Genomic DNA, 24,451 nt, shown 5'->3' with positions numbered 1-24,451 from the left:
ATTAACTCACCGTCCATTCTAGCAATACGGTATTCCCGACCTGCTCGGTGGTGAGTGAATAACGGGCCTCGTCCATAATTTCTGTTAAAGAAATTTTAGAACGGACCGTTATTAAGATGGACTCCGTGCTTGAGAATATATCGTCGCGCCCGATGTAACCCGGTGATCTAATTCTGACCGGCTCACTCATACCCACCCGTGTTATTTTCATCGTTTTCTGTGGGCCGTTAATCATTAAATTTTCTGTTAAAGTCAAGATAATAAGAATTTCAGCCCTCGCGTTGATTTCTAATAGCTCGCCCGAGGCCAAAACATCTAAGCCGCCGACTTTTAAACCGGATACGATTGTCAAATTATCTGAAAAAGAATGTGCGGCCGAACCTTTACTCTCTACCTTAATTGCTATATTGTTTTCCGAGCCGCCTTCTTCTTTTTTTTCTTCCGATTCTATAAGCGGGGTTTGCAGGGCGGCATCAGTCGTGCCGATTTGAAGTTCTACAAAACCCTCTTGCTGACTGTGGGTACTCATTAAATAGTAATGAATAAAAAGCATGTCGCTATCTTTAAATTCGTTGCCGGCAAACATGTCTACATTTTCTGCAAGAAAACTTTGGGTCCCGGTTCCGGTTGCCAGGCCAACTTCTGTTAGGGGTGTGCAAAATGCAAAATTTTCAGTCATCCTTCCAATCCGCATCAAAAGTTCAGCGTGATTCAATTCCAATATATTTATATGAACTATATAATCTCCAATCTCTACCCATTGATCGGCGTTTAATTCTCCCACAAAAGTAATAGCAAAAAACGATCTCCTATCAAATGGACGAACCATAAAAGTTTTAGTACCAATTTCCCCCGGTTCCAAAAGTAAGGCATTCTCCTCGGGGCTTTCGTGGCCCTCCGTAGTATGATAAAAGATTAATCCATCAGACATAATAATCGCCCTCCACTTCTATCAGCCGTTTTCCGCGAATACACAAAACACCCTTTAAACGGTCCTTTCAAGTTTAAATTTGCCACTTACTTGGCTCATTCTTTTTATCCTTAAATAAGTTTCCGCCATATTCTCACCACCTTAAAATTCAAGGATAGGTTTAAAACCTATCCTATTCTCCACAATTAATTAATTTTGTAGCTGGTGTACAAACCCGGTCTGATCAGCCAGCAGAGTATATTCCCCATCATTATCGTAACTCTCCTCGGATAGATCAGCGCCGCCCAACTCGTTCCCGGCAGAAGGATCATCATACGCCCTCCACCCGGCAACGGTAGTGCCGCCGGATATTTGAAAAGTTAAATCCGCGTCGGGACGCCAAACCCCTGTTTCATCATAATTAAGTTCAAAATCACCCGGCACCGTTTTCCTGCCGGTTACTTCATTGCCGCCGCCGTCAACAAGCGCAACGCTTTCGACATTCGCTCCCCCGGCCTCGCTAATCGTATTCAAATAAGAATCCGACACATACATTCAAACCCCTCCCATCTATAACCATTCCGGTTTTAAAACCAGGGTTATTTTTCTAACCCTTCGATACTTTTTTAAAATCCAAATTTTCTACATAAACGCGAAACCCCGCCCGGTCTTGATCGGCACCGACAGGAAATAATGTTGGAATATTTAAGTTTAATACGGTCATATAAACTCCCCCTTTTCTCCCGGATTTAAAAAATTAAAGCCGGGGTTGTTTTTCCAACCCCAGCGCGTTTATTTTAAACTTAGGGCTGCAGACCTTTTACTCTAATCGTAACATCGAGCGTATCGCCCGGCTGTAAAGTTCTCGTCGCCGATAAGGGCCGGTAACATACCAGTTCTGAATCCGAGGCCAGATAACCGTCGACGGCACTATCCCAGGCGCTCTCGCCCGTATTTTCAAACTGAACCGTTGCGGTTTCCACCTGTATATCCCCATCATCCAACCCCAAAGATGGTAACCCGGCCGCGTCCCGCGAAACCCCCTCGGCGCTGTAACCCTCGCCGGTAACTTCCATAACATCGCCGATAGAAGAATCCTGCCCTAAACTATTTTGCGCCAGACCTATCTCGAAACTTGCCGGCGCGGCGGCTCCCCTAAAATATACATCGTACATTTGCTCGAACCCATCGTCGGTCATGTGATTTTTAAGAAATCCGCTGTCGTTTAAAACCTCACCCTCGCTATTTTTATGGATAAACTTAAACTCAAATCCATGTTCTCTCATTTATTTTTCCTCCTTTAATTCTAACTCATAATGCCCGCCTTTATTTAAAATCCAGGCCGATACAAAAACTATCCTGTATTTTTTTCCCCCGGCGCGCAATATATCGCCCTGCTCAATTTCGGTTATATCGTCGACAAAATTACAATCCTCAAAAAATAGATAACCTATATACTCACTCTCGTACTTAGTCTGTAATTCCTGCGCCCTCTGACCGCCGCTTTTAGGTTGTAAATCAATTTCAGCGGTAACTATAAGGCTTATATCGCCCTCGATCCACTCGCCCGATTCCGGGTGCGTGTATCCCTCTAACTCCCGGACTATTTCGCAATTTACGAAGGGATTATCTATCGGTGTTAATACCATCGCCGTACACCTTCTCGCTGTTAATAGTATAAAACCCGCCGGCTTTTCTCCCCATAATTTTATATTCTTTTATAGCCGCGGTTATATCGGCTTTAGTAACCGAGACGCCGCCGCGCTTATAAGAGGAAATCCTCTCGGGGTTTGCCAGCACGATGTTTAAGCAGAAGGCCGCGGTCTGATAGACATTGCCGCCGCGCTCGCTTAAAAACTCCTCCAATTCTTTATCGCTGAAAACCTCCTCACATTTATCCCAGATCAGTACCCTTAATTTTTCAACCTTATTCATAAAACCACCACCCGATTATATTGACAAAAAAAGAAAAAAGAGGGGGGAATCCCCCTCGTAGTTTACACATCAGCGTGGACGATATACTCGGGGTTATATCCCGCAGGCCACATTTCGCAGGCCATATAATGCCAGTATTTTTTGGGATCGGTTTCCTCGTAAACATCCACATAAATCCCGGGCTGGAAGTCGTTTTCGGCCACAGGTCCCATAAGCAGCCTGCCGATATCGGAACTTATACCGCCGCCCCCGGCCTCTTTAAGGAGTACAACCCTGTCTTTGGGTATAAGATGATAGACGGTACTGGGTCGGCCGTCGACATCTTCAAATCTTACGAACTCGTCGTAAGTTTCAATTTCCGGATAATCCATACCCAGCCGACCTAGATAATCGTTTACCTCGGCTAAGGATTTCAACCCTTTATTATCATCGTTCTGGGTATCGTCCGCGTTGAGCAATTCTAGCAGGGTGGCCCGGCGCATAAGAATTACATTGGGCATCTCACCGTTAACCGTGAAGTAATGCTCGCAGATTTCCACGATATCATCAAGCGGTTTCGCGCTGGCCGCCTCACTCCACTCCTCGGCTATAAGATCGGAAGTGCCGTGGGCCAGTTTATTATCGTCGGGTATCCCCATATCAACCTCGAGGGAAATATCCCCTTCGTTAATAGCGATCTCGCCCTCGGCCAAAAACTTAAACCTAAGCCATTCCGCCCGGCTGAGTGCGGCGTTAACATTGCGCGCACTCTCATCCAGTATTCTTCTGAGGTTGGCGTAAAGCTCCGAATCGTTGCGCGGGTTAAATATCTTATTAAGCGTGGATTTATTAACCTGGAATTTCTGCCCGAAAGGTGCCAGAGAACCGGAAACCTTTTTGACAGCAGGCCCGCCCACGATAGGGGCCTCCGCGTCCCCGCGTGCTTTCATTTTCGCGACCGCGTGGGTGTTATCAAATATATCGTGGACCCACTCGAAATCGTAAGCTTCCTCGGCCGGCAAAAATCTATTGCCGATATACCCGGCCGGATCCGTTATTTCCTCGATAAAACCTAAATAGTCAACTCCCAGCTTATCTTCTACAAGCTGGATTAATTTATTTTTGTCCATTTTAATTTCACTCCCTTAATTTCTGATACTTAAACCTGTTCTCCCTGTACGGCCTCGCCTTCGAAAGAAATAGCGGCCAAGTCCTCGGCCACCTTCTCATCATAATTAACCATCCTATCTTTGAACACCGCGCCGTGGGTTATACCGCCCACTATAGCGTCCTCCTCCGATACATCGATAAGGTTGAGACAGATAAACTTAGCTTTAGAACTGCCATCTGCTTTTTCTACATAAGCGACCGAAGAATAATCCTCGGAGCCGGCGTCCTCGTTCAAATCCTCCACAGTAATTAATTTATCGCCGGCGTCGATCGATACGATCGTAAGATCGTTATCGGATCTACTCTGACTTTCACCGTCAGCGCCGACAATATCCACTTCATCGCCGACCGCGAAGTTATAAAGATCGGCCTCCTCCTCTACCTCGATAGTATCCGCGCCGTGAGTAACCCCGCCGCTAGCAACCTCGCCCCTGGTTACGACCGAAAACTTACCTTCTTCATCATGACCCGACTCGGTTATCTTACCTATAGCCACCCCGGGAGCCACATAATCAGCAACGACTTCCTCCTTCGATATCACCGCGCCGTGAATATAACGCGCGTGTTTTGACTTCAAAACTTCCGCAAACTCTACTTCCTCAGAAACTTTTTTCTGTAAAGTCATTAATTTTCACCGTCCTTTTTAGTTGTATAACCTAACTCTTTAACCAGCTCTTTCGTTCTTTTGCGTCTTTTTTCAGCCTGCTGGTTTAAGGCCACATCGCCCCTGGCCGGATTTGTAGCGCCGGTAGTCTTTTTCTTTTCCTTCTCGGCGGATCCGAAAATCTCGGGCTTTTCCTCTTTAAGCTGGCCGATAAGGTAAGAGGGTTTAAAATATTCTCCCTCGTCGTCGGTAAGTAACCGCCCCTCGCCGTCGGTCACACAGACCTCGCCTTCATCGTTTAAAACCAGCTTATCGTGAAATTCCCTTTTTTCCGCCAGGAAATCAAAATACTCCTTGTCCACAACTCCGGCCTCGGTCGCGGCTAAAGCCAGCTCGTACTCTGTTTTTAGCTGGGCCTCGCGCTCTTTAGCTTTTCCCTCTAATTCCTCGACCTGTTTTTCGTACTCCTCCACCTTTTCGGGGTCCACCAAACTCTGCATTTTTTCTTTGAGTTCGGCTATTTCCTGTTCGTGAAGTTTGTTCTCCCGCCCCAATCTCTTTTTGACGATATCGTTGACATCTTCCTGAGTAAAAAGGTCGGCGGTATCGACCTCATTCGGCCAGATGTTTTCTATTTCTTCCTCGAGGCCACCTGTAACCTCAACGCCGTTTTCCTCCAGTAATTCTAGTAACTTTTTCATATTATTTATTCCTCCCTATTTTTAGCCTGTCGGCTGCCTCGGTATTTATATAGCCCCCCGGTTGGGGCAGGAAAATCTTCAAAATTATTGAATTATATTAATGGTCTTTATTGTGTTATTAAAGATTTATATTAATCTTTTAAAATTTAAACACATTATAGTACATAAAGGGGTTAAAACTATGAATCACAACGATAATAATCATGTTTATGTAAATAAAGTTTTAAATAGGTTTGACCATTATATAAAATCCACCAACAATAAGGCAGCATTTATAATTGCTTTTAATACTTTCGTTTTAAGTTCTCTAATTTTAAGAGCAACACAAATATTAAATTTATTTAAAAGTAATGATTTCATGAAGATTATTGTTATATCAGCTTTTTTCGCTATTATAATTGGGGTTTTTAATTCCTTAAAAAATGTATTTAAAGCCGTTATGCCATATCTAAAAAGCGGTTATGAAACTGAAGATAACAATTCATTGCTTTTTTTCGGATCTATTGCAGATATGAATAAAAAGGAATTTATCAATAAAATAAATGAGGTTTCACATAAAGAAATGAATGAAGATTTTATTATTCAAATCCATACTTTAGCCAAAGCTCTCAACATGAAATATAAATATATAAGAAAAAGTTTATTTTGGATAAGAAAATTTGTGCTAATACCATTATTACTAATTCTGTTTCTTGCTGTGTTGTCGTATAGCTTATAATTCAATTATTGATTGCACTGCATAAAGTTCATTTAGCCTAAAATCCGAAACTATAATCTCCGTCACAACAAGCATCTTGTCTATCAAATTAACAATAAAGTGAATTTTTACAGTGAAACCAATATTTAAAACTATAGGAGTGATTGAGATGATCAGGGAGGTTTTAGAAGAACTTTATAATAAAAAAGGAAATTTTATTGAAAAAGAATCAAGACTTATTGCAGAAAAAGCTGCCCCTGAGGTTAAGCCTTTAAGACCAAACAGTGGAAATTTAATGGAATTAATAGGCGAAGAGGATGTTTTTTCTGATAAAATTGGTCCACATCCTGATTTTCAGGACTTAGATGGCAATGAAAAGATTAAACATTATATAGTTAGTGCATTTTGTGATATTAAAGGCTCCACACTTTTAACAAAAAAACTTTCTCTCGAAGAAGTTTGGCTTATTAAAAATGCGGTGCTTTCTTCTATGATCGATATAATTCAAGCCTTTCAAGGTCATGTGCACAGATTGCAAGGAGACGCAATACTTGCTTTTTTCGGAGGAAAAAAATTCAAAAAAAGTGATGCAATAATAAACGCTATAAATGCTTCCGCTTTCTTACAATTCTATATAAACAATATTTTGTCTGAAAAATTTATTAGTAATGACTTGCCTAAAATGAAAATTAGAATAGGATTGGATTTCGGAAATGATAATGAAGTTCAATGGGCTCATTATGGCATACAAAACATTGACGAAATCACCACAACGAGTTTTTCTACAGACATAGCAGCGAGATTAGAATCCAGAGCTAGTTCTAAAAAAATTATGATTGGAGAGAGTATTAACAAATATTTAGATCTCCCTGAAGAATTCCTTAATGTGAAGACAAAAATAGTAGATGGAGAAGAAGTAGATGATAGATATATTATGAATAACGATTATATAACTTATAAAATGTGGGAGTTTGATTGGGAAAGTTATTTGGACTATTTTTCTCTAATCGAAAAACCTCAGAAATCTGATATTAGTTTGAAATGCTTTTACAAAAAGAAATCCGAAAATGATTTTACAAATGAATATAAAAGCAATTGTGGAGCTTTATCGAAAAACCTCAAATTAAAACACGAGGTGGAATTATCTCCGGAATTAGAAAGTATAAATTGTGACGAAATAATTTGGACAGTTAATAACAGAGGAGATGAAGCAGAAGATGAGAATAAAACAAACTTTAAAGTCAACTCTTGTAAAAGAAAAAAATATGCAATTACTACAACCGAATTTACTGGACACCATTATATGAATTGCAAAATCAAAAAAGAAGGTAGATTAAAAGCTGAAAATGATTTTGGTGTTTTTGTGCATTCCGATTAGACTGTTATTGAAAAAATGAACTAATTCGAGTTATATTTATATTAAAATATATAGTTAAAAGAGTTATTTCTACAAATACGATCCAACAATTATCTTAAATTTTTCAAAGTTAAATGATTGATTTCACTGCGAAAAATCATTTTGCTGTTATTATGATAGACAAGATATATGATGTGGCAAAAATCATAATTTCAAATTAATACTACTTTAAATTTTTAACTTGATTAGAAAAATAGAGAATGGATTCATGACAAACAAAAAACTTTTATGAAAGGGGCATTCTCTTGAAAAAATCTGTCTGGATTTTAGGCGCTGGAGCTTCAAAAGGACATAGTAACGAAAATTTCCCATCGATCAACGAATTTTTTCTAAAGGCTAAAAATGAAAATTTTCTTATATCAAACGAAGGGTTTTCAGATTTAAAAAAATATATTAATAAAAATTTTGGTGTTAATATATCTGATGGTGTTAAACTTGATATAGAAAAAGTTATGACTGCAATAAACATAGATATGAGAAGAAATAAAAATTTAAAATTTCAAAATATAAAGAAAAGCTTATTAAGATTAATTAGAAAGGTTTTAAATATTTCAACTAAAGCCAGTCCGGAAAATTGTTCTGAATATCACGATCTCAAAGAGGTACTTAAAAGAAATGATTATAATGATACCGTTATTACATTTAACTGGGATTTACTTTTAGACAATATTTGGGACAGAAAAAAGATATTAAAACAAGTGGAGAATAATAATACTAGTGATATGCCAGATAATTATTATCGTAGATTTATATTAGGAGAATCAGGATATTATTTATCTACTTTCGGTGGGCTTTCTGTTGATCCTCCATACCGAAATTATAATAATAAATCAGGTTCTTATCTAAAATTACATGGTTCAATCGATTGGCTTTACTGTCAAAATGAATCTTGTGTAAGATATTCGACTGTTATTCCTACCCTAGATTATCATGAACCACCATATTATTGTTCTGAATGTCATGAAAAAATGGAGTATCTAATCATTCCACCTGTATTAAACAAAGATTTTAATCATTATCCTTTTATTAGAAAAATGTGGAATAAAGCCGCTAAAGAGATTCAATCTGTTGATGAATTAATTATTTGGGGTTATAGTCTTCCACCAACTGATTTTTACAGCGAATGGTTAATAAGACAAAGTAGAGGTTCTTTAGAAAAATTAATCCTAATAAATCCGGATATTGATTTAAAATCTTTTCGAAAAAAATTCAAAAGCATATTTAAAAATGAAGAAAATGAAGTTGAGTTTGATTACTATAAAGAATTACCAAAATATATAGAAAGTTGATTACAAATTTTGATCAGCTAATATTTATCCTTCAAAAGCCTCATTAACTCCTTATCTTTAAGCAAAACATCGGTAAGATAACAAAGCCCATTAGGATGATCCCAGGGTATATAACCATCGGCTTTATAAACCCCCGGCCCCAGCCCGTGATGGTCCTCCTCTGCCCTATAATCGCATATCTCCGGATATCCCTCATAAGCGGCCGAAGGCGGCCAGTCGATAGGGTGGCTCATCGATAAATTCCACTTAACCCCTTTAACTAACTCGCTGTTCTTCGCCGACATTTTCTGGGCGTGCTGGTAAGCGTGGTTTGTTTCGGTGCGGGCCAATCTAAGGGCATTATACTTAACCGTCGCCCTATCGGTTTTGGCCGGCAGTATATCCGTCCGCCATGTTGGCCCGGGTTTAATTAAATAATCGTCGACAGCCCGGCTTAAATCCGCCGCCGATTTTTCCTCGTTTATACCCTTCTCGATCATACCATCTAAATTTTGGCGCATATTATTTTCGTGTTTCCAGATCCGGTCCGACAATTTTTTCCCGTCCTGCCAGCGGTTATCCCAGATAGTATCCGCGATATCATCCGGTAGACCCTCGCCGTAAGTCGCGCTTAATAGCATGGGGTTGGGATCGGCCAGCGCCTTCCGGAATAAACCGACCACTTCTTTATCTTCCTTATACTTTTCTATTAACTCCCCCATGTGTTTTTTAGCCGCCGCGTCCTGCCCTCTCATACCCAGCCGGGCTGCCTCTTTTATCCCGGAGCGCAAAATTTCTTTCTCCTCCTCGGAGTACCAGCCGCATAATCGGCCGATTTCGTCTTTCAATTCTTTAGCCAGCCGCTTATCAAGCGTGCCGTCGTCTTTAGTCCGATCCGTTATTTCTTCTTTAACTTTACCGGCAAATTTCATAACCGCCCGCTCTAAACGATCCTCCACCTGCTTTTCATGCTGTAAAAATTTCTTTCGGTATAATTTCTGTATCCTTACATACCCCTCCTGGCTCATATTTCTTCACCGATATCCAGGTCGATACCCGCAAGCTCCTCGTCTATCCTATCCCCTTCGCCGTATAAAGCCGCGTCCTGTTCCTCTTCGGCAATTTTTTCTTTCTCGGCCTCGATATCTTCAATACCGCGTTCCTGCATAATACTATCCCGCGATTTCCAGCGCATACGGTTTTCCAGTTCGTGAATTTCAGCGACTTCTTTTTCATCGACGGGCAGGCCGTAGCGTATATGGATAACCGGTATATAATCGCCCGGCTCAAATCCGATATCGACCCCGTCGGTTTCGGCCATATAAAGCGTTTTCTGGGCGCACTTTTCCAGCGCTGATTTGACTAAGTTAGCCTTCTCGTTAATTTTCCCTATAAAAGGCTGGTATATTATTCTTAAAGCCACGCCGCTTGGCGCCGCGCCCATACCGTGATCGCGCGATAACTCTAACTTAGGTACCCGGGAAACAACCGATACGATATCCAAAAGCCTGTCCATACTGTCTAAAAGTCCCTGGAAATTAGAGGGCGCGCTCTCCCACATCGACGGCACTACCCCGTCCATATTAGCCGAAAGAAAATGAACCTTACCCGGCCCGCTTTCGATATTAACCGGATTGCCCTTTTTGTCCAGGGGCGGCCCCCCGCCCAAAACAAACTTCTCCTTATAAGAATCCTTATCCATATTGTAAATTAGATCGGTTATCGACTTATTAAAAGCGTCCTGCAAATCTTTTAAATCCGGCGTTATATCGCTTTCGCTCCAGGGCTTATCATCCTCCTTATTTTTCACCCACTCGACCGGTATAAATCCATAATCGGTCTGCCACTCATCTATTTTCGACCAGCCGGTTATATCGGACGCATTGAGCGGTTTGGAATACTCCCGGACTTCGTTCGGGAATAAAACCTGGGCGAACTGCTCTTTTTCCCCCGTATCCGGATTATCCCTTATATACTTAATCGCGAAGTATTCCATCTCGCTGTATTCTTCGTCAGCCCATTTAGGAAAACAGATATCCGGTCTTAATACTGAAATTTTATAACCGATAATTTCTTCTTCGTTATCATCCAGCACCGGCAGGACTTTGAGGGCAAACTCGCCCTTTTTCCCCTGGATCCTTAAAGCCTTAATATAATTTCTTACCAGAAGATCGCTGTCCCGGAAAACCTCGTATAAAAACTGCTCGACCTCCCCGGCTGAATCCGCCAGTTCCTCATCCGGCGCCTCTACTTCTATCGCCAGCGGCTCCTGGGATAAAAACCCCACGCCGGCGTCCACTACCGCCCGGCAGACATTTCCCGTAAAACCGAACTTCCCCGCCAGCATAGCGCTGATATTTCCGGGTAGTTCAATATCGAGATCACCTTCGTAGTAATCTTCGTTCTCGCTGTACTGCTGCAGGCGCTCATAATTATCCTGATTGTAAATCCACTCAATCAAACTTTTATCGACCGCGTCCGCGGCCTGGCTGTCAAATAGCATTTTACCCCGTCCCTTCTATTGCCGGCACATATAATCTTATGCAAAATTTTGTGTATAATAACCACCGCCCCTGCTTTTAAACATAAGCTCGGATAAGGCCCAGACTAAAGCGTCCAGCCTATCGGGACTTTCATCACCCGGGACCCAACAGGTCATTTGATTTTCTAGTTTTTCAAACTTGCCCGCGTGATACACCTTAGGCGGCTTTTGCTCGTATAAAGCCGCAATCGGCTCCGCCCGGATCGATTTACCCCGACTGGCCCGCACCGATTTATAACTTACCATCGGATCTACCGAACGGATTACATGCTCGACCATATCCCCACCGTTATTAATCTCGGCCACTATCCTGTCCGCCCCCAGTTCGTGATAAAGTTTTACAGCGGCCTTTCCCCAGCCCCCGGGCGAGGCTTTAAGGGATCTATCCTCGAGAATATAACCCTGTCCCTCATGGTCTATTCCGGCGGCTATAATGCCCGCCTCGCTGCTTGTGTCAGAGTTACTGGCCGGCGGATCGACCGCCACCACTATACGGGCAAAGTTACCGGGTTTTTCTGAACGCTGGATCATATTATAATTCCAGAGGGCGTTCTCGATATCTTTACGCGGCTTTTGCTGATAGAGGCTGGCGAATAATCTATCCAGCATTGTTCCTTTTATGTCCATTATCGATTCCTGCGGGTAACGATCGGGCCAGAGTACCTCGCCGATTTCCCGCCCTAAAATATCCTTCTCCTCGGCTATAGCAGGGAAGTTAATTATTTCCCACTTTTTAGCTTCCCGTTCTAAAAGCCGGCCCGCTAAATCGTCCTCGTGCCAGCGGGTCATAATAAGAACAATAGCGCCCCCGGGGGAAAGTCGGGTCCTTAAAACGGTCTGATACCAGTTCCAGACCTTCTCCCGGTAAACTTCGCTGGCGGCTTCCTCCCAGTTTTTCACAGGGTCGTCTATTATAGCCACATCGGCGCCACGTCCTGTTATTGGCCCACCGACCCCGGCCGCGGCCAGACCGCCTCTATAACCTTCAATATTCCACTTTTTCACCGCTTTAGAATCCGACGCTAACTCCTTGCCAAAAATATTTAAACCCTGCTCCCACAAGGTGTTCCGGGCAATCCGTGAGAAATCATAAGCCAGATCCGCCGCGTAAGAAGTCAGGATAATTTCCCGGTCCGGGTGGCGCCCTAAATACCACGCCGGGAATTTTTTAGAGGCCACTTCCGATTTGCCGTGCCGGGGCGGCATAAATATCATTAATTTATCGATCTCGCCCCGCTCTACCGCCTCCAACTTCTCGCACATATATTCCAGGTGATCGGCCGTTTTCCAGACCCCTTTACTTTCAAATTCCAAAAAAGGTTTTAATTTGTCCCGGGCCGCCAGTCGTTTTGTTTCCTGTTTTATTATCTTTCCGCAAATTTTATCTCGTTTATTCGATGTCAATTCCATATTCATCAGCCGCCTTCATTAGCTCCTCATCCGATAGGTTTTTTAATATTTCCGAAATATCACCGCTTATTTTCTGCTCAATCTGTTTAGGAGCCTCTTTAATCCCATTGAGTTCGTACTGCTCCTTACGGCAAAGCACCACGACCTCGCAGGCAATTTTTAGCTGTTTGAGGCGGTTAAAATCCGGCCTATCCCCAAAGAGGTTATTGGCGGTCGCCCGGCGAATATTGATAATAATTTTCTCGCATTCTTCGCGGATTTTGGTTTCCTTATCAACTTCGGAGTCCAAAACCTTTTTTTGTGCCTCTTTTTCCACCTTTTTTCTACTTTCGCCCTTCTCAATTCCCATTTTTTTCGCTTTCCGCAGAGCATATTTCTGGTTAAACCCGTATTCTGCGGCGAGTTCCGCCATACTGTACTGGCCTGTCTTATATTTTTCAAATATCTCCTCCCAGGGATACACAGCCATATTTTAACCCCCCTTTTCTACATTAATTTCTCATCATCCAGCTCTATTTCTACCTCCAGGGTAGAAAAATCATGTCCCACCGCCGGATCCAATTTGTAATAATCGCAACCTTTAAGAATTGGCCACAAATATCATGCAACCGCCCCCTCGTATAGATCCGTATCGACCTGCTCATCGTTGACTTTAATATTTACCTCTTGAAACTGGCTGGCCCGGTAGGCAATATACCTACGAATTATTACATCGCAGTAATGTTCGTCTAATTCCATCATATAGCAGGTTCTATTTAACTGTTCTGCTGCTATTAGTGTTGAACCGCTGCCACCGAATAAATCTAAAACAACCTGCCCTTTATTTGAGGCGTGATTTATAGCTGTCGCAACTAATTCAATTGGTTTCATTGTTGGGTGTTCTTTACTAGATTTTGGTCTTTCTATTTCCCAAACATTAGTTAAATCTCTATCCTTTACAAAGTTAGTGCCATCTTTAACCCAACCAAACCAGATAGGTTCATATTTATTTTGATATTTACCTCTTCCTAAAGTAAATACATCCTTATACCATATTATAGTGGTGCTAGGATGAAACTCTTTATCTAACTCCCGGCCCAAAATCCTTCCATCTTGGTTGGGGGCGTGGCAAACATATAAACATCCATCAGTGAATTTTTTAATATTATTTATGAATCCTTTGCAAAAGTTTTTGAATTCTTCATAACTCATATTGTCATTTTCTATACTACGCATTTTGAATTTTTCGTGTTTAATATTTCCATAATTAACATTATAAGGCGGGTCTGTAAATACCATATTCGCTTTATTCCCGTTCATTAATTTTTCAACTTCATCTTCCTCGGTACTATCCCCGCACATTAATCTATGTCTGCCTAGCTCTATTACATCGCCTTTCTCGGTTATAGCAGGCTCATCTTTATCCACTTCCTCATTAAAGTCATCTTCGACTACTTCCTGCCCGCCACCAAAATCAAATTCTTCAATATCTTCTTCGCTAAACCCAACATCTTCCAGCGGTATATCATCCATCTCAAGTAATTCCAGTTCTTCTGATAACTGCTCCATATTCCATTCGCTCTCGGCCACCTTATTGTCTGCTATGCGTAAGGCCCTTATCTCTGCCTCCGATAGATCATCGCGTTTTATAGCCGGCACTTCCTCCAGCCCTAACTTCTTCGCGGCCTGCACGCGTCCATGTCCTATAATAATTTCATTATCCTCTGCTATAACCACGGGCTGAGTAAAACCATAATGCTTTATACTGCTTGCTATCTTTTCAATCTGTTTCATCGGATGCTCTTTAGGATTGTTTATATATGAAATTAAAGCTTCGATTCTTACGAGCTCTACATCAGAGTGTATTTCAATCATAATTTTAACCCCTTTAATTAAGCGTTTATATTTATTATAATTTTAAAAATAGAAATTAGGTAAAATTTTTGCTAAAATATAAAATGAGATCCTTTTAAATTTGGTTTTTAATGGAGGGAAAATAATGGAAAGATTTAAACACATAATAAACCTTATTAACAATAATCAGAAGGACAATAAAAATGACAATAATACTGATATTTCTAATGAAGAAAAACAAGAGTTTTGGGGGCAATATAAAAAAGAAAATAAAAATTATTTGCTTAAAAATAATGATTCCTTTGATTTTGTAGGTTTCTGGACTCATGAAATATATTCCTCAAATGATTTAAAAAACTTATTTAAAGCTCTTGAAGAATTTGATGAAAACAAAATTTATGATTTTAGGGAGAAAAGTATAGCTGATACGGTTAAATCAAAAATTTATTCACCAAATATTTTTACAAAAAATATAGGAATTATAACTTCCAAACACTCTTATAATTCTCAATTAATTAATATAGATCCACCATCTGAATTTGAATATATTCGAGTAAAGTTATACCATCAACTTGATAGTCTTACTTTTCTTAGTTTTCTATTTGTTTTAAGAAAAAATAAAATGAAATTTCTTGATGATATTTTGAAACAAGATATTAAATCATTATACGAAAACCACTCTTTCGAAAAGTTTAACCCCCCATCAATTATTAAAAAGAAACAAATAGAAAAGGAAAAGGATTTGCTCTATAAAACTGCTACTGACTGGATAAAAGAAAAAGCACCTGGAATATGTTCTAAACAAAATTTACACCACCCCGTCTGCGACTTAATTCTACGTAATCAATCAAACCCCATAAAAAATGAACCCAAATATATGAAAACATTAGGCTTAAACGAAAAATTTAATAGCTGGAATTTTGAAAATACAACAGGATTGTATTTAACACATCCCTATCAAAAATATGAGGATGACAAACGTCGCAAATTAATTTTGGCAGGAAATAAAGAAAAAATTATTGATTCTAACAACAAACTACTCCATGATATAGGTGGAGATATGACAAGTTACAAAATTCCTTTGTTTATTGATGACAAAGTTTCTCGCATACTAATTCCTTGGGTTTTCTTTTATATATCAGAAGTTTTTTTGAAATATTTATACAAAACCAGAGACGAATTAACACAGGTTTCATTTTCCGAATTTCAAGAAGATTATAGTAAAATTAAAAATCTTGAAAATGAATTTTCTTGGATAGAATCAATTGTTCCTCATTTCATAAATGATATCCAAAAAAGTAAGAGTTTTATTAACTACTTAAAACAAAATTTTAAATTTAAGCCTTTATTATTGCACAGGCAAAAGAAAGATTTTTTTTCGTATATACAATCATTACTTAATCAAAATCTAGAATTTATGAGTAAAGAGTACGAAAATATAAGTGCCCGGTATTACTCTAATATTAATCTTTTTTCTGCCTTAAGTAATAAAGAACTTTCTGATGATAATTTATTTATTCAAAAAATTGTTTTAGTTATTACAGCCTTAATGTTGGTAATAAATATTATTATGTTAGCACTAAATTTTGACTAAATTTCCATCTCATTTTAAATATTTTCAAAAATATATTTCATTTATTTTTGAACTTAATTTTTCAGTTATAACTTATTCTACAGGTCTAAATCTTTAATATTTTCATATCTCAAATTACATTCAATTTTTCTTAAAACAATATAACCTTTATATTAAAAATATAGGTAATATGATATAGTAAATTGCTTCAAAACTAATTCGATTAGACATTGTTCCATCAAAATATTTAAGTTCTCATCAATAAATGCAAATCTCATTCTATCATCAAAGTCATTACCGAACTGGCAATCTACCGGCGCAATATCATTTAACATGACCATAAGACCATCCAACAGGAAAAGCTCATCTTCATCTGGCGAAATTCCTTGTTCTTCTATCCGGTATATTGCGGTCGGCACTTCATCAACCAGCTCATTCATAGCTTCTATAAACTCCTCATCCAATCTTGCCATTTCTTCTTCCGGCAATTCCTCCCAAAAATCCATAATTTCTTCCAAAAGATCAGGAATTCTTACAGTTCCCCATGAAAGAGTCTTCCCAGCAGCAAAACGCCTTGATAATTTCATTTTTCTCTCCTCCTATACTTTTATAGGGCAGGTCCTTTTATTGCAGATATTAAGATCATTGCTTTTATTAGTGCAAACCCTATTAATAAAAGAATCCTCTTTTTCCGGGCAATAATATTTTTCCAAAACCCGCCAGTCACAATACTTACTATCCCGCTTTATTATCCAATGTTTCATCGAAAGCACACTCCAGCATATTGATAACTATAATATTGGTTAAACCCCGCGTTTTATCCCAGATAAAACTTTGTACCCGGGGAATGGCCTGGTATCCCTTCTGATAATGCCAGGCGTCCTTCGCGGTAGGAGAGGGAAGTTGCCTCACCACAACGCCCATATCCTCTTTTATCTGCTCGGAGTGAAGATGGCCGCAATGAAACTCGCGGTACTTAGTCCGCCCCCACGCCTCGGGCGCCTCGGACTGCATACAGCCAAATATTCTCCGTTTTTCTTTATCTCCGTGAGTGAACCCGATAAGGTTTTTACCGTATTCTTCATATTTGCGCGCGGTAGGATCGGTATCGATATATACATCGGGGCAATCCTTAAACCAGCCCTCTAAATAATTAACCGCATAAAAACTTATGCTCCAGTCGTGATTGCCCGGCACCAAAAGAATTTTTGCTTCGGCTAACTGCCGCAGTTTATCTATAGATTTAACCAAAAGTTCAATACCCAAAAGGTACATTTTCTGCCAGCGGCTGTCTACATCTTGCGCTGTCCCCCGGGAAGTTTTATTCTCCGGGTTATCGACATGAAAGAAATCGTTGCCGACCGGCAGAATAACGCGCTCTATATTTTGATTTTTAACCCGGCTTATAACCTCGTCGATAATATATTCAAACTTCCTCTCGGCTATTTTCAAATCATAATGCTCTCCCACTTCCGGCGCCCAGGCTAACTTTCCTAAGTGCATATCCACGATAGGCACCTCTAACATAACCGGGCGGCCTTCGCCGCTGTACTCGATCTTTTCCGCTTTATAACCGCGCCTAAAATCTTTAAAATGATCGTCTACCATCTCGGCGGTCTGCCGGAATAAATATTCTTTTTTCTGGTACTTGCGCAGCTCCTTTTTAAAATAATCGACTTCCTTACTGCTTAACTTCTCAAAATACATGCGCTTTTTATCCTCCAAAGTCTGCTCGGCTAATTCATCCGTGCTGTTCTCCGCCACTTCTTCATCGACATAATGAATATTATAATGGGTAAAATTAAAAGCCGATTTCAAAAGTAAAAAATCATCCCGGGTTAAACCGTACTTTTTACAGACCTCCCGGATAGATAAATAATCAGTCCCCAGTTCATCGCAGTAATCATCGCGGATATTTTTATAATCTTCTTTGCTGATTTCCAGCGTCTTGCCGTTATGCTCTAAAAACCACCTATCGCCCATATCGTTTTTAACAATACCGCCGGGGCGCTGCCAAAGACCGTCCTCGTATTCGTAACCGTGTTTTTTTAAGTGATAGGTCACCGCCCGGTGATTAGCCAACCCGAAATCCCGGGCCACCTTATTGGCGGACTTCTCGTTAACCAGTTCGGCCAGATCTTTTATATTGTTTTTAAGCTCCTGCCATTCCATAGGCAACCCCCCCACAATATAAAACGGCCGGGGAGTTAACCCCGACCGCCTTATATTATTAAATATATTATAAGTTCATTATATTTCTAACTTCTCAATTATCGCCTCTTTTTCTAAATGCCCCAGCTTAGATCCGCTTATCTTTCTGATATATTCTCCGTTCTCGTATAAAATTAAAGCCGGCACTTCTTTAATTCCGAAATCGCGAGCCAAAACCAGCGCCTCTAAAACATCGATCCGGTAAACATTTACTATCTCATCGAGTTCCCAGAGGGTTTTTAAAAGTTCCTCGCAGGGCCGACAGCCCTCCAGAAAAAAGTTCAAAACCGCCTGTCCCCCGCCTATCTCGTCTTTATAATTATCCTTAGTTACCTCTATCATTTACCCGCCTCCTATTTTCCCCACTATACACATTATACCACGAAATCCCCTTAAAAATTCTAAGATTTTTCTAAAGTTATCCACAGGCCATAATATTTTTTTAAAAAAGGCCCAGTTCTTTTGCCGTCTTTTTAACAATCTCGTTGCGCCAATTATAAAGCGTTGCCATACTTATCCCCACTTCTATACAGGTTCTCTGCCGGCTTTTCCCCTGCCGGTAAAAGACTTCGTAAAATTTCCTCTTGTCGGGATAGAGCCTGTCGATCACCCGCTGAATAGCGTTTAAAATTCTTTCCGTGCGAATAATAATCTTATTTGTCAGCAAATTCATAGCGGTATCTTCCGTGGCCGAATAGCACTCCTCCGAACTGTTGGCCGAAAACTTCTCCTCCATACGCTGGTTTAACTGCTCTAAGGTAAGATCCATTTTTAACTCCTCCAGTTCTCGCTTATTAAATTCGAAGTCGTATAACTCCCGCTCAATATAGTGTTTGACTTCTTTGCACGGCCCGCTCCCAACCATATAATTAGCCCCCTTTATTTAGTTGACCACCCTCTGGAAATAAGAGCCGGCGCGTATCTCGTAGGTCTCGAAATCAAAACCGTATTTTTTGCGGGCCGTCTTTTTTATATCATCCAGGAGTTCTTCAAAACTTTCGTATTTTTGATAATTCATTCCCTTCCAGGTCCGGAATCTAAAATTATTGGCTGTATTACTGACCTCGCAATCGTCTTGATTAAAACCTAAGTCCACCATATAGGGCTGTCGGCTATGCTCAAATTTAACTCTAAGCTGGTATTCTCTTTCGTATAATCTTTCCAGTAATTTTTCCATTATTGACCCCCCTCTTTTGATTTAAACCAAACTCTATCGCCGCCCAGCTCGTCAGATACAAGCTCCTCGGGCAAGGATCTATCGAGATCGCAGACACTTTCTATCAGCGCACTTACCACAAAAATCAGTCTATCGGCGCCCTCTATAGCTTTTTCTTCCACTTCTCGGTTTATATTACAATCCCGCTCGGCCCTATCGACAAACCGCTCTAATATTATTCCGGCGTCCATTAATTCTTCGATAACATCAACAAGATTATACCGTCTTAAATGGGTATTGCCGTATTCGCGCTGGCCCGTATCATCGCGTTCCGCCCACCACTCGTTTAACTCCGCGAAGGTCAATTTTCCCAATCTCATATAATTTTCCCCTCCCTTACAAGCCTGTAATTATCGACGACCGGTAAACTTTTTTCTCGACCTATCCAGGAGAAGGGTATCTCGCATATCGGGCAGCGATCCGGCCTGTAATCTATTTTTATCCTGCAGATAGGGCATTTATATCTCATTTTGCAGTCCCCCTTAATATTATTTCGGTGCGCGGGTTTTTCTTATCCACTTCCCAGCTTTCCACAAACCCCGTTATCTGGCTCCAGCCGTCGTTTTTGATTACACCGCAGTCGACAAGGGCGTCGAGAATAAATTTTTTCCCCACCGCTATATTATCCGGATCTACCCGCCGGTTTTCTCTGAAATAAACTATTTCTAACTCCACGCTTTCAAATCTCTTTTCATGATCAACACACATAGCCACGAGCCTGCCGTATTCTTTCTTCATGGCGCTGTATTGTCCCCAGTGGATTTTACTTTTTTCTATTATCTCGTTCAGCGTCGGTAGCTCGGCCGGTACCACAAATCTATATTCCATTTTATCGCCTCCTTTTCAAAAGAAAATTTACCGGCCTGTCCAGCAACTTTTCAACAAACTCAAAAAATAATACCGACCATTTTCTGCCGGTTCGCCTTTCGATTTCCTCCCAAACTTCGGGCTGGTTATGCCGTACCCTCTCTTTTATCGTCAGCATTTTTAAGCCCCCTTAACCCTATTTTCACACTCCCCACAGCCGCCCTTGCTGAAAATAATCCTTTCATCGTCCCTAAAACACCAGGGAACCGCCGTGAAAATTCCGTCCGTGCCTGCCCACATTAATTTCTTATACCCGAACTCACCTATAATGCAATTCTGGCTTTCTTTTTTGCACTTATGACACAAATCCCCGGCGTTATCCCGCATTAAATTATTACACCGCTTGCAATAAATATAAGCCATTATCCTTCGTCCTTATAAATCCCGTCAGCGCAGGGTGAATACCCGCAGGCCACGCAGACACAGCAGTTACCATCCGGCCGCATGGGCGCCCCGCATTCGGGGCAGTCATCCCTAAACATCGCGGCTCACCACGCTTATATCAAATATTTTTATTGTTTTTCCGGCTTTATAAGCGATGTCAATCGTCGACTGCGTCCCCCGACTTTTGCCGTCGTGGAAGGCCAAAATTATCTCGGAGGCCGCGACTATTTTTATATTTCGTATCGGCCCGGCCGCCTTGCCGTACTTATTCCACTCGGGCAGAAATTCCTCGAACTCGATACCGTTTTCTACCGCGTATCTCTCGGCCATTTTATCTGTCCCTTTAGCCCCGCCGCTAACTATTTTGTCGATTTTAAACCCGTCCATAACCTCTTTAAACCTGTCATAATCGTTAAAAGATCGGGTGCCTGTTATCCCTACAATATTTTTCTGCCCGTTTTTCAAATCGCTAATATCGGATAACATCACGCCGCCGTCCCTGTCATAATCCACCCGGTCTTTCCACTCCTCGACTTTACCTTCGTTAAACTGACTTACCGGGCTTAAATATCCAACAACCCGAGTGTAAACCTCACATCTTGTTTTTGTCATTTTAACCGCCTGCCTTCCTTATTTTTTTGGAGAGATAGTTAATCTCGCCGTTGATTCCAAAATCGACCCCGCTCTGGAAGTATTGAATCTCGGGGTACCAGACAAATTTAAGCGAACCCACTTTGCCGCCTCTTTGTTTCGCCACTATAATCTCGGCGTCCTTTTGTACCACCGGTTCATCCTCCTCGGACTGCTGAAATTTAAAATACGCCGGCCGGTGAACGAACATAACTACATCGGCTTTTTCCTCAATCTCGCCGGAATCTCTTAAATCTGATTTTTTTGGCCGGTTATTTTGTCGTTTTTGATACTCCCTGGAAATCTGGTGTAATAACAAAACATGGCAGTTTAATTCTTTCGACATATTCCTGAGTTCCCTTACGGCGTCCCCAAAAATTTTCGCTGTGTTTTTATTGCCCCCATCGTCCAGATTAATCTCGGAGAGATAATCGATCACCACAAAACCTAAGCCGTTTTCGAACTTGTTGTGAGCCTGTCTGCATAAAGTTTTAATATTCCGGACTTCAATACCGCGCTGATCGGTGATTAAAAAATCTTTATTATGCACCCAGTTTCGCGCGACCTCTATACTTTCCCGCATATTATCTGGCAGCGGGTTTTTATTATCTTCATTAATCGCGTTATAATCATCCGCGTTGACCTTAGCTTTTTGCACCAAAAGTCTGTCCATTAATTCTTCTTTTGCCATCTCCATCGATACGAAAAAGACCGGGTGATCGGTAGCTGATAAAATATTTCTCACCACATTTAAAGCGAACGCCGTCTTACCCATACTTGTCCCGCCCGCCAAAACTGATAGGTTCTGTCGTTTAAAACCGCCCGCTAAAAATCCATCCAGGTCCTTCATGCCGGTTCTAAGTCTTTCCTGGGTTTTACCTTCCTGTCTTTCGTGAAGATTTTTTAAGCAGGAAATTGCCACTTCTTCCGCGTTATAAATCATCTTCCCCTCGTCCAAAAACTGGTTTGTAACCGCCATTATAGCGTCCTGCACATTCGAATTGCGCTTGTTAACACCGAGATCGTGATCCTGCACATACTTATAAGATTCCTTATAGGTTTTATGCAAAATACGCTGGTTATAATAATTTTTAAGCTCGTCGGCCATTTTCTCTACTTCGCCCGGCATAGCATATACGCTGGAGAGAAGTTCGTCGGCCCGGGCCGGATACTTATCCCGTACGAACATCATAATCTTGCTGCGCGATACTTTACCCTCGCTGTTATAATCCTGGATCGATATATTGTATAGATCCCGGGCAAACCGGTCTGTAAATAATTCTTCGTGCAGACCCTCGGCCATATCGTCAAGCACCGCCGGCCGCTGTATTATCGAGTTCATCAGACCTAATTCCAGTTCTTTGTTTTTCATTTTTAACCGCCTCCTCCCCGGGTTTATTGAATGGCGTCTAATTGTTCCTGCTGATAAGGTGTCATTTTCATCTCATTATTATATTCCTCGATTTCAACCTCTCCATTTTCTTTCATACGCGATTCCAGCTTTTGAATTTGTTTTCTAAACTTCGGGGCCGACAATATATTTTGCTGCCAAAAATTATCTTGCTGACACCAATCTATTAACTTAGAGATTTCTTCCCAGCTATAACCAAAGTCATCCGACTTATTTGCGCCAACAGGACCTAAACGATTTAGCCTATCCATTTCCGCAGACCATTTTTCAAGTTCTTCCGGAGTCGGCTCGGGCAGGGGCTGTTTAACCGGTCCTTCCTCTATTTTATTTCTGAGATAAAGCGCCGCTTTATACGGCCTGGTTTCTTCCCCAAACTTTACCTCACCGTTCGGCTCGTCAGAGTTCGAACAAGAAGTCTTTATTTCCTTCTTGTCATTCTTTACATTCTTTACATTCTTGTTTATATTGTTTCGGTTCTGTTTCGTTCGTTCTACCTTCGTAGTTTTTTCATCGTTCCGGTCGGCGTTGCGTTCGTAGTTTTTCGGGTCTTGATAAAGCCCATAATTTAGGACTTCAACGACCATGCCGTGCGTTGCCTTCGTCGTTTCGATCATCTTCTCGTTCGTCGTTCCGGTCGCCTCACGTTCGCCGCGTTTTCGTAGCCAATCAATAATTCTATATATTTCCGACTTCGAAGGGGTTTCTTTCCTGTATCCGACATACCACGAACACGCCTCCTGTATTTCGGAAATACTCGTGAAAAGCTGTCCCCGTTTTAGGTTTTTATAATTATCATACTGGGCCTGCGATAATAAAAATAACCACACTTTGACATACATCGGAGGCTTATCGAATATTTCACTTTCTATTAGTTTGCGGCTTACTAATATATAACCACCCGGTATTTTGGGTTCGTTGTCCATTGTTCCAACCTCCTTCTTTAAAGGGGCGACCTCCGCCGCCCCACATATTTCAAAAAGCTTTAAAAAGGCGCATCGAGATCCATGTCAGCCAGTTCATCGGCTGCCTTATTTGCGGGAGCCGGGCCGGCGGTTTGTTTGGCGGGCATCTTTTGTTGCGCGGATTGATTTTGCGGCGCGGCGGGTTTATCGTCGGGCCAGTCCAAAAATCTTACCTCGTTCGCCACTACCTCGGGGTTGGTATAAGTCCGGTCCTCGGTTTTTCTTTTGTTTATCTGCAATCTTCCGTCAACCGCCACCAGCCGGCCTTTACCTATATGCTGGGCGCAGGTTTCGGCTAAATTAGACCATACCACTATTTTTATGAAATCGGTTTTTTTCTCGCCGTCTTTATCTTTAAAACCTCTGTCCACCGCCAGCGTAAAGTTAGCAACCGGCGTGCCGTTATTCGTATATCTAAGCTCTACATCACGCGTCAATCTTCCGATTAAAATACTTACACTTAGGACATTTGTCCGCCCTGTTCCGCGGTTAGACGTGGTTGTACGGTGTTGACTGGTTCATCAGGGGGTTAACCCCCTGATGAAAATCTGAAGATCGAATTAACTTTCTTCTTAATCATTGCCATTATCGGGATGATAATGCTCTATAATCTCAATATACTGCTCAATTACTGATTTACCTCGGCCAGTCATATGCTGTATTTGCGCGGGTTCAATACCTCTTCTGACAAGAAATTTCACTCTTTCATAGTCTTTGATGTATCTATCAAC

31 protein-coding genes are annotated in these 24,451 nt (G+C 41.2%); 4 read left to right on the top strand and 27 right to left on the bottom strand.

Annotated elements, in window-relative coordinates:
- Position 1: 1 nt before the first annotated feature.
- The 8 genes from BLT15_RS10220 to BLT15_RS10185 form a co-directional block, all read right to left on the bottom strand.
- Positions 2–931, bottom strand: a complete 930-nt coding sequence (locus BLT15_RS10220) for a hypothetical protein (protein ID WP_089761358.1) — start codon at positions 929–931, stop codon at positions 2–4.
- A 189-nt stretch (positions 932–1,120) separates the two neighbouring features.
- On the bottom strand, positions 1,121–1,465 hold the full coding sequence (locus BLT15_RS10215) for a hypothetical protein (RefSeq protein WP_089761355.1): 345 nt from the start codon (positions 1,463–1,465) through the stop codon (positions 1,121–1,123).
- A 248-nt stretch (positions 1,466–1,713) separates the two neighbouring features.
- Positions 1,714–2,196 (bottom strand): hypothetical protein, encoded by a 483-nt coding sequence (locus tag BLT15_RS10210; RefSeq protein ID WP_089761353.1) that lies wholly within the window; start codon positions 2,194–2,196, stop codon positions 1,714–1,716.
- A complete protein-coding gene (locus BLT15_RS10205; protein ID WP_089761351.1) occupies positions 2,197–2,559 on the bottom strand; it encodes a hypothetical protein in 363 nt (120 codons plus the stop codon). It abuts the gene before it with no gap.
- Positions 2,537–2,845 (bottom strand): hypothetical protein, encoded by a 309-nt coding sequence (locus BLT15_RS10200; protein WP_089761348.1) that lies wholly within the window; start codon positions 2,843–2,845, stop codon positions 2,537–2,539. Before BLT15_RS10200 ends, BLT15_RS10205 begins: the two co-directional genes overlap by 23 nt.
- A gap of 62 nt (positions 2,846–2,907) precedes the next feature.
- The gene (locus BLT15_RS10195) at positions 2,908–3,954 is read right to left on the bottom strand and encodes a major capsid protein (protein WP_089761346.1); all 1,047 of its coding nucleotides are present in this window, start codon (positions 3,952–3,954) and stop codon (positions 2,908–2,910) included.
- 29 nt (positions 3,955–3,983) lie between these two features.
- On the bottom strand, positions 3,984–4,619 hold the full coding sequence (locus tag BLT15_RS10190) for a hypothetical protein (protein ID WP_089761343.1): 636 nt from the start codon (positions 4,617–4,619) through the stop codon (positions 3,984–3,986).
- On the bottom strand, positions 4,619–5,299 hold the full coding sequence (locus BLT15_RS10185; RefSeq protein ID WP_089761341.1) for a hypothetical protein: 681 nt from the start codon (positions 5,297–5,299) through the stop codon (positions 4,619–4,621). The genes BLT15_RS10190 and BLT15_RS10185 overlap by 1 nt, the downstream gene beginning before the upstream one ends.
- A 181-nt stretch (positions 5,300–5,480) precedes the next feature.
- Here BLT15_RS10185 and BLT15_RS10180 point away from each other — a divergent pair, with 181 nt between their 5' ends.
- The 3 genes from BLT15_RS10180 to BLT15_RS10170 all read left to right on the top strand — a co-directional run bounded on the left by BLT15_RS10180 (position 5,481) and on the right by BLT15_RS10170 (position 8,702).
- Positions 5,481–6,017: a Pycsar system effector family protein gene (locus tag BLT15_RS10180; RefSeq protein WP_143423064.1), complete on the top strand. Its 537-nt coding sequence runs from the start codon at positions 5,481–5,483 to the stop codon at positions 6,015–6,017.
- A 148-nt stretch (positions 6,018–6,165) separates the two neighbouring features.
- Positions 6,166–7,374: a nucleotide-binding domain-containing protein gene (locus BLT15_RS10175; RefSeq protein WP_089761336.1), complete on the top strand. Its 1,209-nt coding sequence runs from the start codon at positions 6,166–6,168 to the stop codon at positions 7,372–7,374.
- Between the two features lie 284 nt (positions 7,375–7,658).
- Positions 7,659–8,702 (top strand): SIR2 family protein, encoded by a 1,044-nt coding sequence (locus tag BLT15_RS10170; protein WP_089761334.1) that lies wholly within the window; start codon positions 7,659–7,661, stop codon positions 8,700–8,702.
- Between the two features lie 17 nt (positions 8,703–8,719).
- On the opposite strand, the gene BLT15_RS10165 is transcribed toward BLT15_RS10170, so the two are convergent.
- The 5 genes from BLT15_RS10165 to BLT15_RS10145 all read right to left on the bottom strand — a co-directional run bounded on the left by BLT15_RS10165 (position 8,720) and on the right by BLT15_RS10145 (position 14,487).
- A complete protein-coding gene (locus BLT15_RS10165; RefSeq protein WP_143423063.1) occupies positions 8,720–9,640 on the bottom strand; it encodes a hypothetical protein in 921 nt (306 codons plus the stop codon).
- Between the two features lie 65 nt (positions 9,641–9,705).
- Positions 9,706–11,184 (bottom strand): phage portal protein, encoded by a 1,479-nt coding sequence (locus tag BLT15_RS10160; RefSeq protein WP_089761330.1) that lies wholly within the window; start codon positions 11,182–11,184, stop codon positions 9,706–9,708.
- A gap of 36 nt (positions 11,185–11,220) precedes the next feature.
- Entirely contained in the window at positions 11,221–12,633 is a 1,413-nt protein-coding gene (locus tag BLT15_RS10155; RefSeq protein ID WP_159429902.1) for a terminase large subunit domain-containing protein, read from the bottom strand.
- Complete coding sequence (locus BLT15_RS10150) at positions 12,614–13,102, bottom strand: hypothetical protein (RefSeq protein WP_089761325.1); 489 nt, start codon at positions 13,100–13,102, stop codon at positions 12,614–12,616. The genes BLT15_RS10155 and BLT15_RS10150 overlap by 20 nt, the downstream gene beginning before the upstream one ends.
- A gap of 131 nt (positions 13,103–13,233) precedes the next feature.
- Positions 13,234–14,487, bottom strand: a complete 1,254-nt coding sequence (locus BLT15_RS10145) for a site-specific DNA-methyltransferase (RefSeq protein WP_089761323.1) — start codon at positions 14,485–14,487, stop codon at positions 13,234–13,236.
- Between the two features lie 124 nt (positions 14,488–14,611).
- Here BLT15_RS10145 and BLT15_RS10140 point away from each other — a divergent pair, with 124 nt between their 5' ends.
- On the top strand, positions 14,612–16,060 hold the full coding sequence (locus tag BLT15_RS10140; RefSeq protein WP_089761321.1) for a hypothetical protein: 1,449 nt from the start codon (positions 14,612–14,614) through the stop codon (positions 16,058–16,060).
- Between the two features lie 152 nt (positions 16,061–16,212).
- Here BLT15_RS10140 and BLT15_RS10135 read toward each other — a convergent pair whose 3' ends face one another.
- The 14 genes from BLT15_RS10135 to BLT15_RS13840 form a co-directional block, all read right to left on the bottom strand.
- Positions 16,213–16,626, bottom strand: coding sequence for a hypothetical protein (locus tag BLT15_RS10135; RefSeq protein WP_089761319.1), 414 nt, complete (start codon positions 16,624–16,626; stop codon positions 16,213–16,215).
- Between the two features lie 148 nt (positions 16,627–16,774).
- Positions 16,775–18,211 carry a metallophosphoesterase family protein gene (locus tag BLT15_RS10130; protein ID WP_089761316.1) on the bottom strand — a complete coding sequence of 479 codons (1,437 nt, stop codon included), beginning with the start codon at positions 18,209–18,211 and terminating at the stop codon, positions 16,775–16,777.
- A 78-nt stretch (positions 18,212–18,289) separates the two neighbouring features.
- Positions 18,290–18,592: a thioredoxin family protein gene (locus BLT15_RS10125; RefSeq protein WP_089761314.1), complete on the bottom strand. Its 303-nt coding sequence runs from the start codon at positions 18,590–18,592 to the stop codon at positions 18,290–18,292.
- Between the two features lie 100 nt (positions 18,593–18,692).
- Positions 18,693–19,115, bottom strand: a complete 423-nt coding sequence (locus BLT15_RS10120) for a hypothetical protein (protein ID WP_089761312.1) — start codon at positions 19,113–19,115, stop codon at positions 18,693–18,695.
- Positions 19,116–19,133: 18 nt separating this feature from the next.
- On the bottom strand, positions 19,134–19,427 hold the full coding sequence (locus BLT15_RS10115) for a hypothetical protein (protein WP_089761309.1): 294 nt from the start codon (positions 19,425–19,427) through the stop codon (positions 19,134–19,136).
- Positions 19,427–19,786, bottom strand: coding sequence for a hypothetical protein (locus BLT15_RS10110; protein WP_089761307.1), 360 nt, complete (start codon positions 19,784–19,786; stop codon positions 19,427–19,429). The genes BLT15_RS10115 and BLT15_RS10110 overlap by 1 nt, the downstream gene beginning before the upstream one ends.
- On the bottom strand, positions 19,783–19,935 hold the full coding sequence (locus BLT15_RS13250; RefSeq protein ID WP_159429901.1) for a hypothetical protein: 153 nt from the start codon (positions 19,933–19,935) through the stop codon (positions 19,783–19,785). The genes BLT15_RS10110 and BLT15_RS13250 overlap by 4 nt, the downstream gene beginning before the upstream one ends.
- On the bottom strand, positions 19,932–20,294 hold the full coding sequence (locus BLT15_RS10105; RefSeq protein WP_089761305.1) for a RusA family crossover junction endodeoxyribonuclease: 363 nt from the start codon (positions 20,292–20,294) through the stop codon (positions 19,932–19,934). Before BLT15_RS10105 ends, BLT15_RS13250 begins: the two co-directional genes overlap by 4 nt.
- A gap of 1 nt (position 20,295) precedes the next feature.
- On the bottom strand, positions 20,296–20,451 hold the full coding sequence (locus BLT15_RS13245) for a hypothetical protein (protein ID WP_159429900.1): 156 nt from the start codon (positions 20,449–20,451) through the stop codon (positions 20,296–20,298).
- Between the two features lie 356 nt (positions 20,452–20,807).
- Positions 20,808–21,329, bottom strand: coding sequence for a DUF2493 domain-containing protein (locus BLT15_RS13450; protein WP_089761301.1), 522 nt, complete (start codon positions 21,327–21,329; stop codon positions 20,808–20,810).
- Position 21,330: 1 nt separating this feature from the next.
- On the bottom strand, positions 21,331–22,719 hold the full coding sequence (locus BLT15_RS10090; protein WP_089761299.1) for a replicative DNA helicase: 1,389 nt from the start codon (positions 22,717–22,719) through the stop codon (positions 21,331–21,333).
- A gap of 23 nt (positions 22,720–22,742) precedes the next feature.
- On the bottom strand, positions 22,743–23,681 hold the full coding sequence (locus tag BLT15_RS10085) for a hypothetical protein (RefSeq protein WP_089761298.1): 939 nt from the start codon (positions 23,679–23,681) through the stop codon (positions 22,743–22,745).
- Positions 23,682–23,740: 59 nt separating this feature from the next.
- Positions 23,741–24,172, bottom strand: a complete 432-nt coding sequence (locus tag BLT15_RS10080) for a single-stranded DNA-binding protein (RefSeq protein ID WP_089761296.1) — start codon at positions 24,170–24,172, stop codon at positions 23,741–23,743.
- Positions 24,173–24,292: 120 nt separating this feature from the next.
- The gene (locus tag BLT15_RS13840) at positions 24,293–24,439 is read right to left on the bottom strand and encodes a DUF1670 domain-containing protein (protein ID WP_427854228.1); all 147 of its coding nucleotides are present in this window, start codon (positions 24,437–24,439) and stop codon (positions 24,293–24,295) included.
- Positions 24,440–24,451 lie beyond the last annotated feature (12 nt).

Source organism: Halarsenatibacter silvermanii (assembly GCF_900103135.1).
GTDB classification, from domain to species: Bacteria; Bacillota; Halanaerobiia; order Halanaerobiales; family Halarsenatibacteraceae; genus Halarsenatibacter; species Halarsenatibacter silvermanii.
This window is presented reverse-complemented; position numbering and strand designations above follow the sequence as displayed.

Bases quoted from the DNA above. Each gene is read 5' to 3' on its own strand.
- BLT15_RS10180 (WP_143423064.1), top strand. From the start codon at position 5,481: ATGAATCACAACGATAATAATCATGTTTATGTAAATAAAGTTTTAAAT.
- BLT15_RS10150 (WP_089761325.1), bottom strand. From the start codon at position 13,102: ATGGCTGTGTATCCCTGGGAGGAGATATTTGAAAAATATAAGACAGGC.
- BLT15_RS10220 (WP_089761358.1), bottom strand. From the start codon at position 931: ATGTCTGATGGATTAATCTTTTATCATACTACGGAGGGCCACGAAAGC.
- BLT15_RS10205 (WP_089761351.1), bottom strand. From the start codon at position 2,559: ATGGTATTAACACCGATAGATAATCCCTTCGTAAATTGCGAAATAGTC.
- BLT15_RS10195 (WP_089761346.1), bottom strand. From the start codon at position 3,954: ATGGACAAAAATAAATTAATCCAGCTTGTAGAAGATAAGCTGGGAGTT.
- BLT15_RS10130 (WP_089761316.1), bottom strand. From the start codon at position 18,211: ATGGAATGGCAGGAGCTTAAAAACAATATAAAAGATCTGGCCGAACTG.
- BLT15_RS10215 (WP_089761355.1), bottom strand. From the start codon at position 1,465: ATGTATGTGTCGGATTCTTATTTGAATACGATTAGCGAGGCCGGGGGA.
- BLT15_RS10110 (WP_089761307.1), bottom strand. From the start codon at position 19,786: ATGAGATTGGGAAAATTGACCTTCGCGGAGTTAAACGAGTGGTGGGCG.
- BLT15_RS10160 (WP_089761330.1), bottom strand. From the start codon at position 11,184: ATGCTATTTGACAGCCAGGCCGCGGACGCGGTCGATAAAAGTTTGATT.
- BLT15_RS10120 (WP_089761312.1), bottom strand. From the start codon at position 19,115: ATGGTTGGGAGCGGGCCGTGCAAAGAAGTCAAACACTATATTGAGCGG.
- BLT15_RS10190 (WP_089761343.1), bottom strand. From the start codon at position 4,619: ATGACTTTACAGAAAAAAGTTTCTGAGGAAGTAGAGTTTGCGGAAGTT.
- BLT15_RS10185 (WP_089761341.1), bottom strand. From the start codon at position 5,299: ATGAAAAAGTTACTAGAATTACTGGAGGAAAACGGCGTTGAGGTTACA.
- BLT15_RS10105 (WP_089761305.1), bottom strand. From the start codon at position 20,294: ATGGAATATAGATTTGTGGTACCGGCCGAGCTACCGACGCTGAACGAG.
- BLT15_RS13250 (WP_159429901.1), bottom strand. From the start codon at position 19,935: ATGAGATATAAATGCCCTATCTGCAGGATAAAAATAGATTACAGGCCG.
- BLT15_RS10085 (WP_089761298.1), bottom strand. From the start codon at position 23,681: ATGGACAACGAACCCAAAATACCGGGTGGTTATATATTAGTAAGCCGC.
- BLT15_RS10135 (WP_089761319.1), bottom strand. From the start codon at position 16,626: ATGAAATTATCAAGGCGTTTTGCTGCTGGGAAGACTCTTTCATGGGGA.
- BLT15_RS10200 (WP_089761348.1), bottom strand. From the start codon at position 2,845: ATGAATAAGGTTGAAAAATTAAGGGTACTGATCTGGGATAAATGTGAG.
- BLT15_RS10155 (WP_159429902.1), bottom strand. From the start codon at position 12,633: ATGGAATTGACATCGAATAAACGAGATAAAATTTGCGGAAAGATAATA.
- BLT15_RS10145 (WP_089761323.1), bottom strand. From the start codon at position 14,487: ATGATTGAAATACACTCTGATGTAGAGCTCGTAAGAATCGAAGCTTTA.
- BLT15_RS10115 (WP_089761309.1), bottom strand. From the start codon at position 19,427: ATGGAAAAATTACTGGAAAGATTATACGAAAGAGAATACCAGCTTAGA.
- BLT15_RS10140 (WP_089761321.1), top strand. From the start codon at position 14,612: ATGGAAAGATTTAAACACATAATAAACCTTATTAACAATAATCAGAAG.
- BLT15_RS13245 (WP_159429900.1), bottom strand. From the start codon at position 20,451: ATGCTGACGATAAAAGAGAGGGTACGGCATAACCAGCCCGAAGTTTGG.
- BLT15_RS10175 (WP_089761336.1), top strand. From the start codon at position 6,166: ATGATCAGGGAGGTTTTAGAAGAACTTTATAATAAAAAAGGAAATTTT.
- BLT15_RS10210 (WP_089761353.1), bottom strand. From the start codon at position 2,196: ATGAGAGAACATGGATTTGAGTTTAAGTTTATCCATAAAAATAGCGAG.
- BLT15_RS10125 (WP_089761314.1), bottom strand. From the start codon at position 18,592: ATGATAGAGGTAACTAAGGATAATTATAAAGACGAGATAGGCGGGGGA.
- BLT15_RS13450 (WP_089761301.1), bottom strand. From the start codon at position 21,329: ATGACAAAAACAAGATGTGAGGTTTACACTCGGGTTGTTGGATATTTA.
- BLT15_RS10090 (WP_089761299.1), bottom strand. From the start codon at position 22,719: ATGAAAAACAAAGAACTGGAATTAGGTCTGATGAACTCGATAATACAG.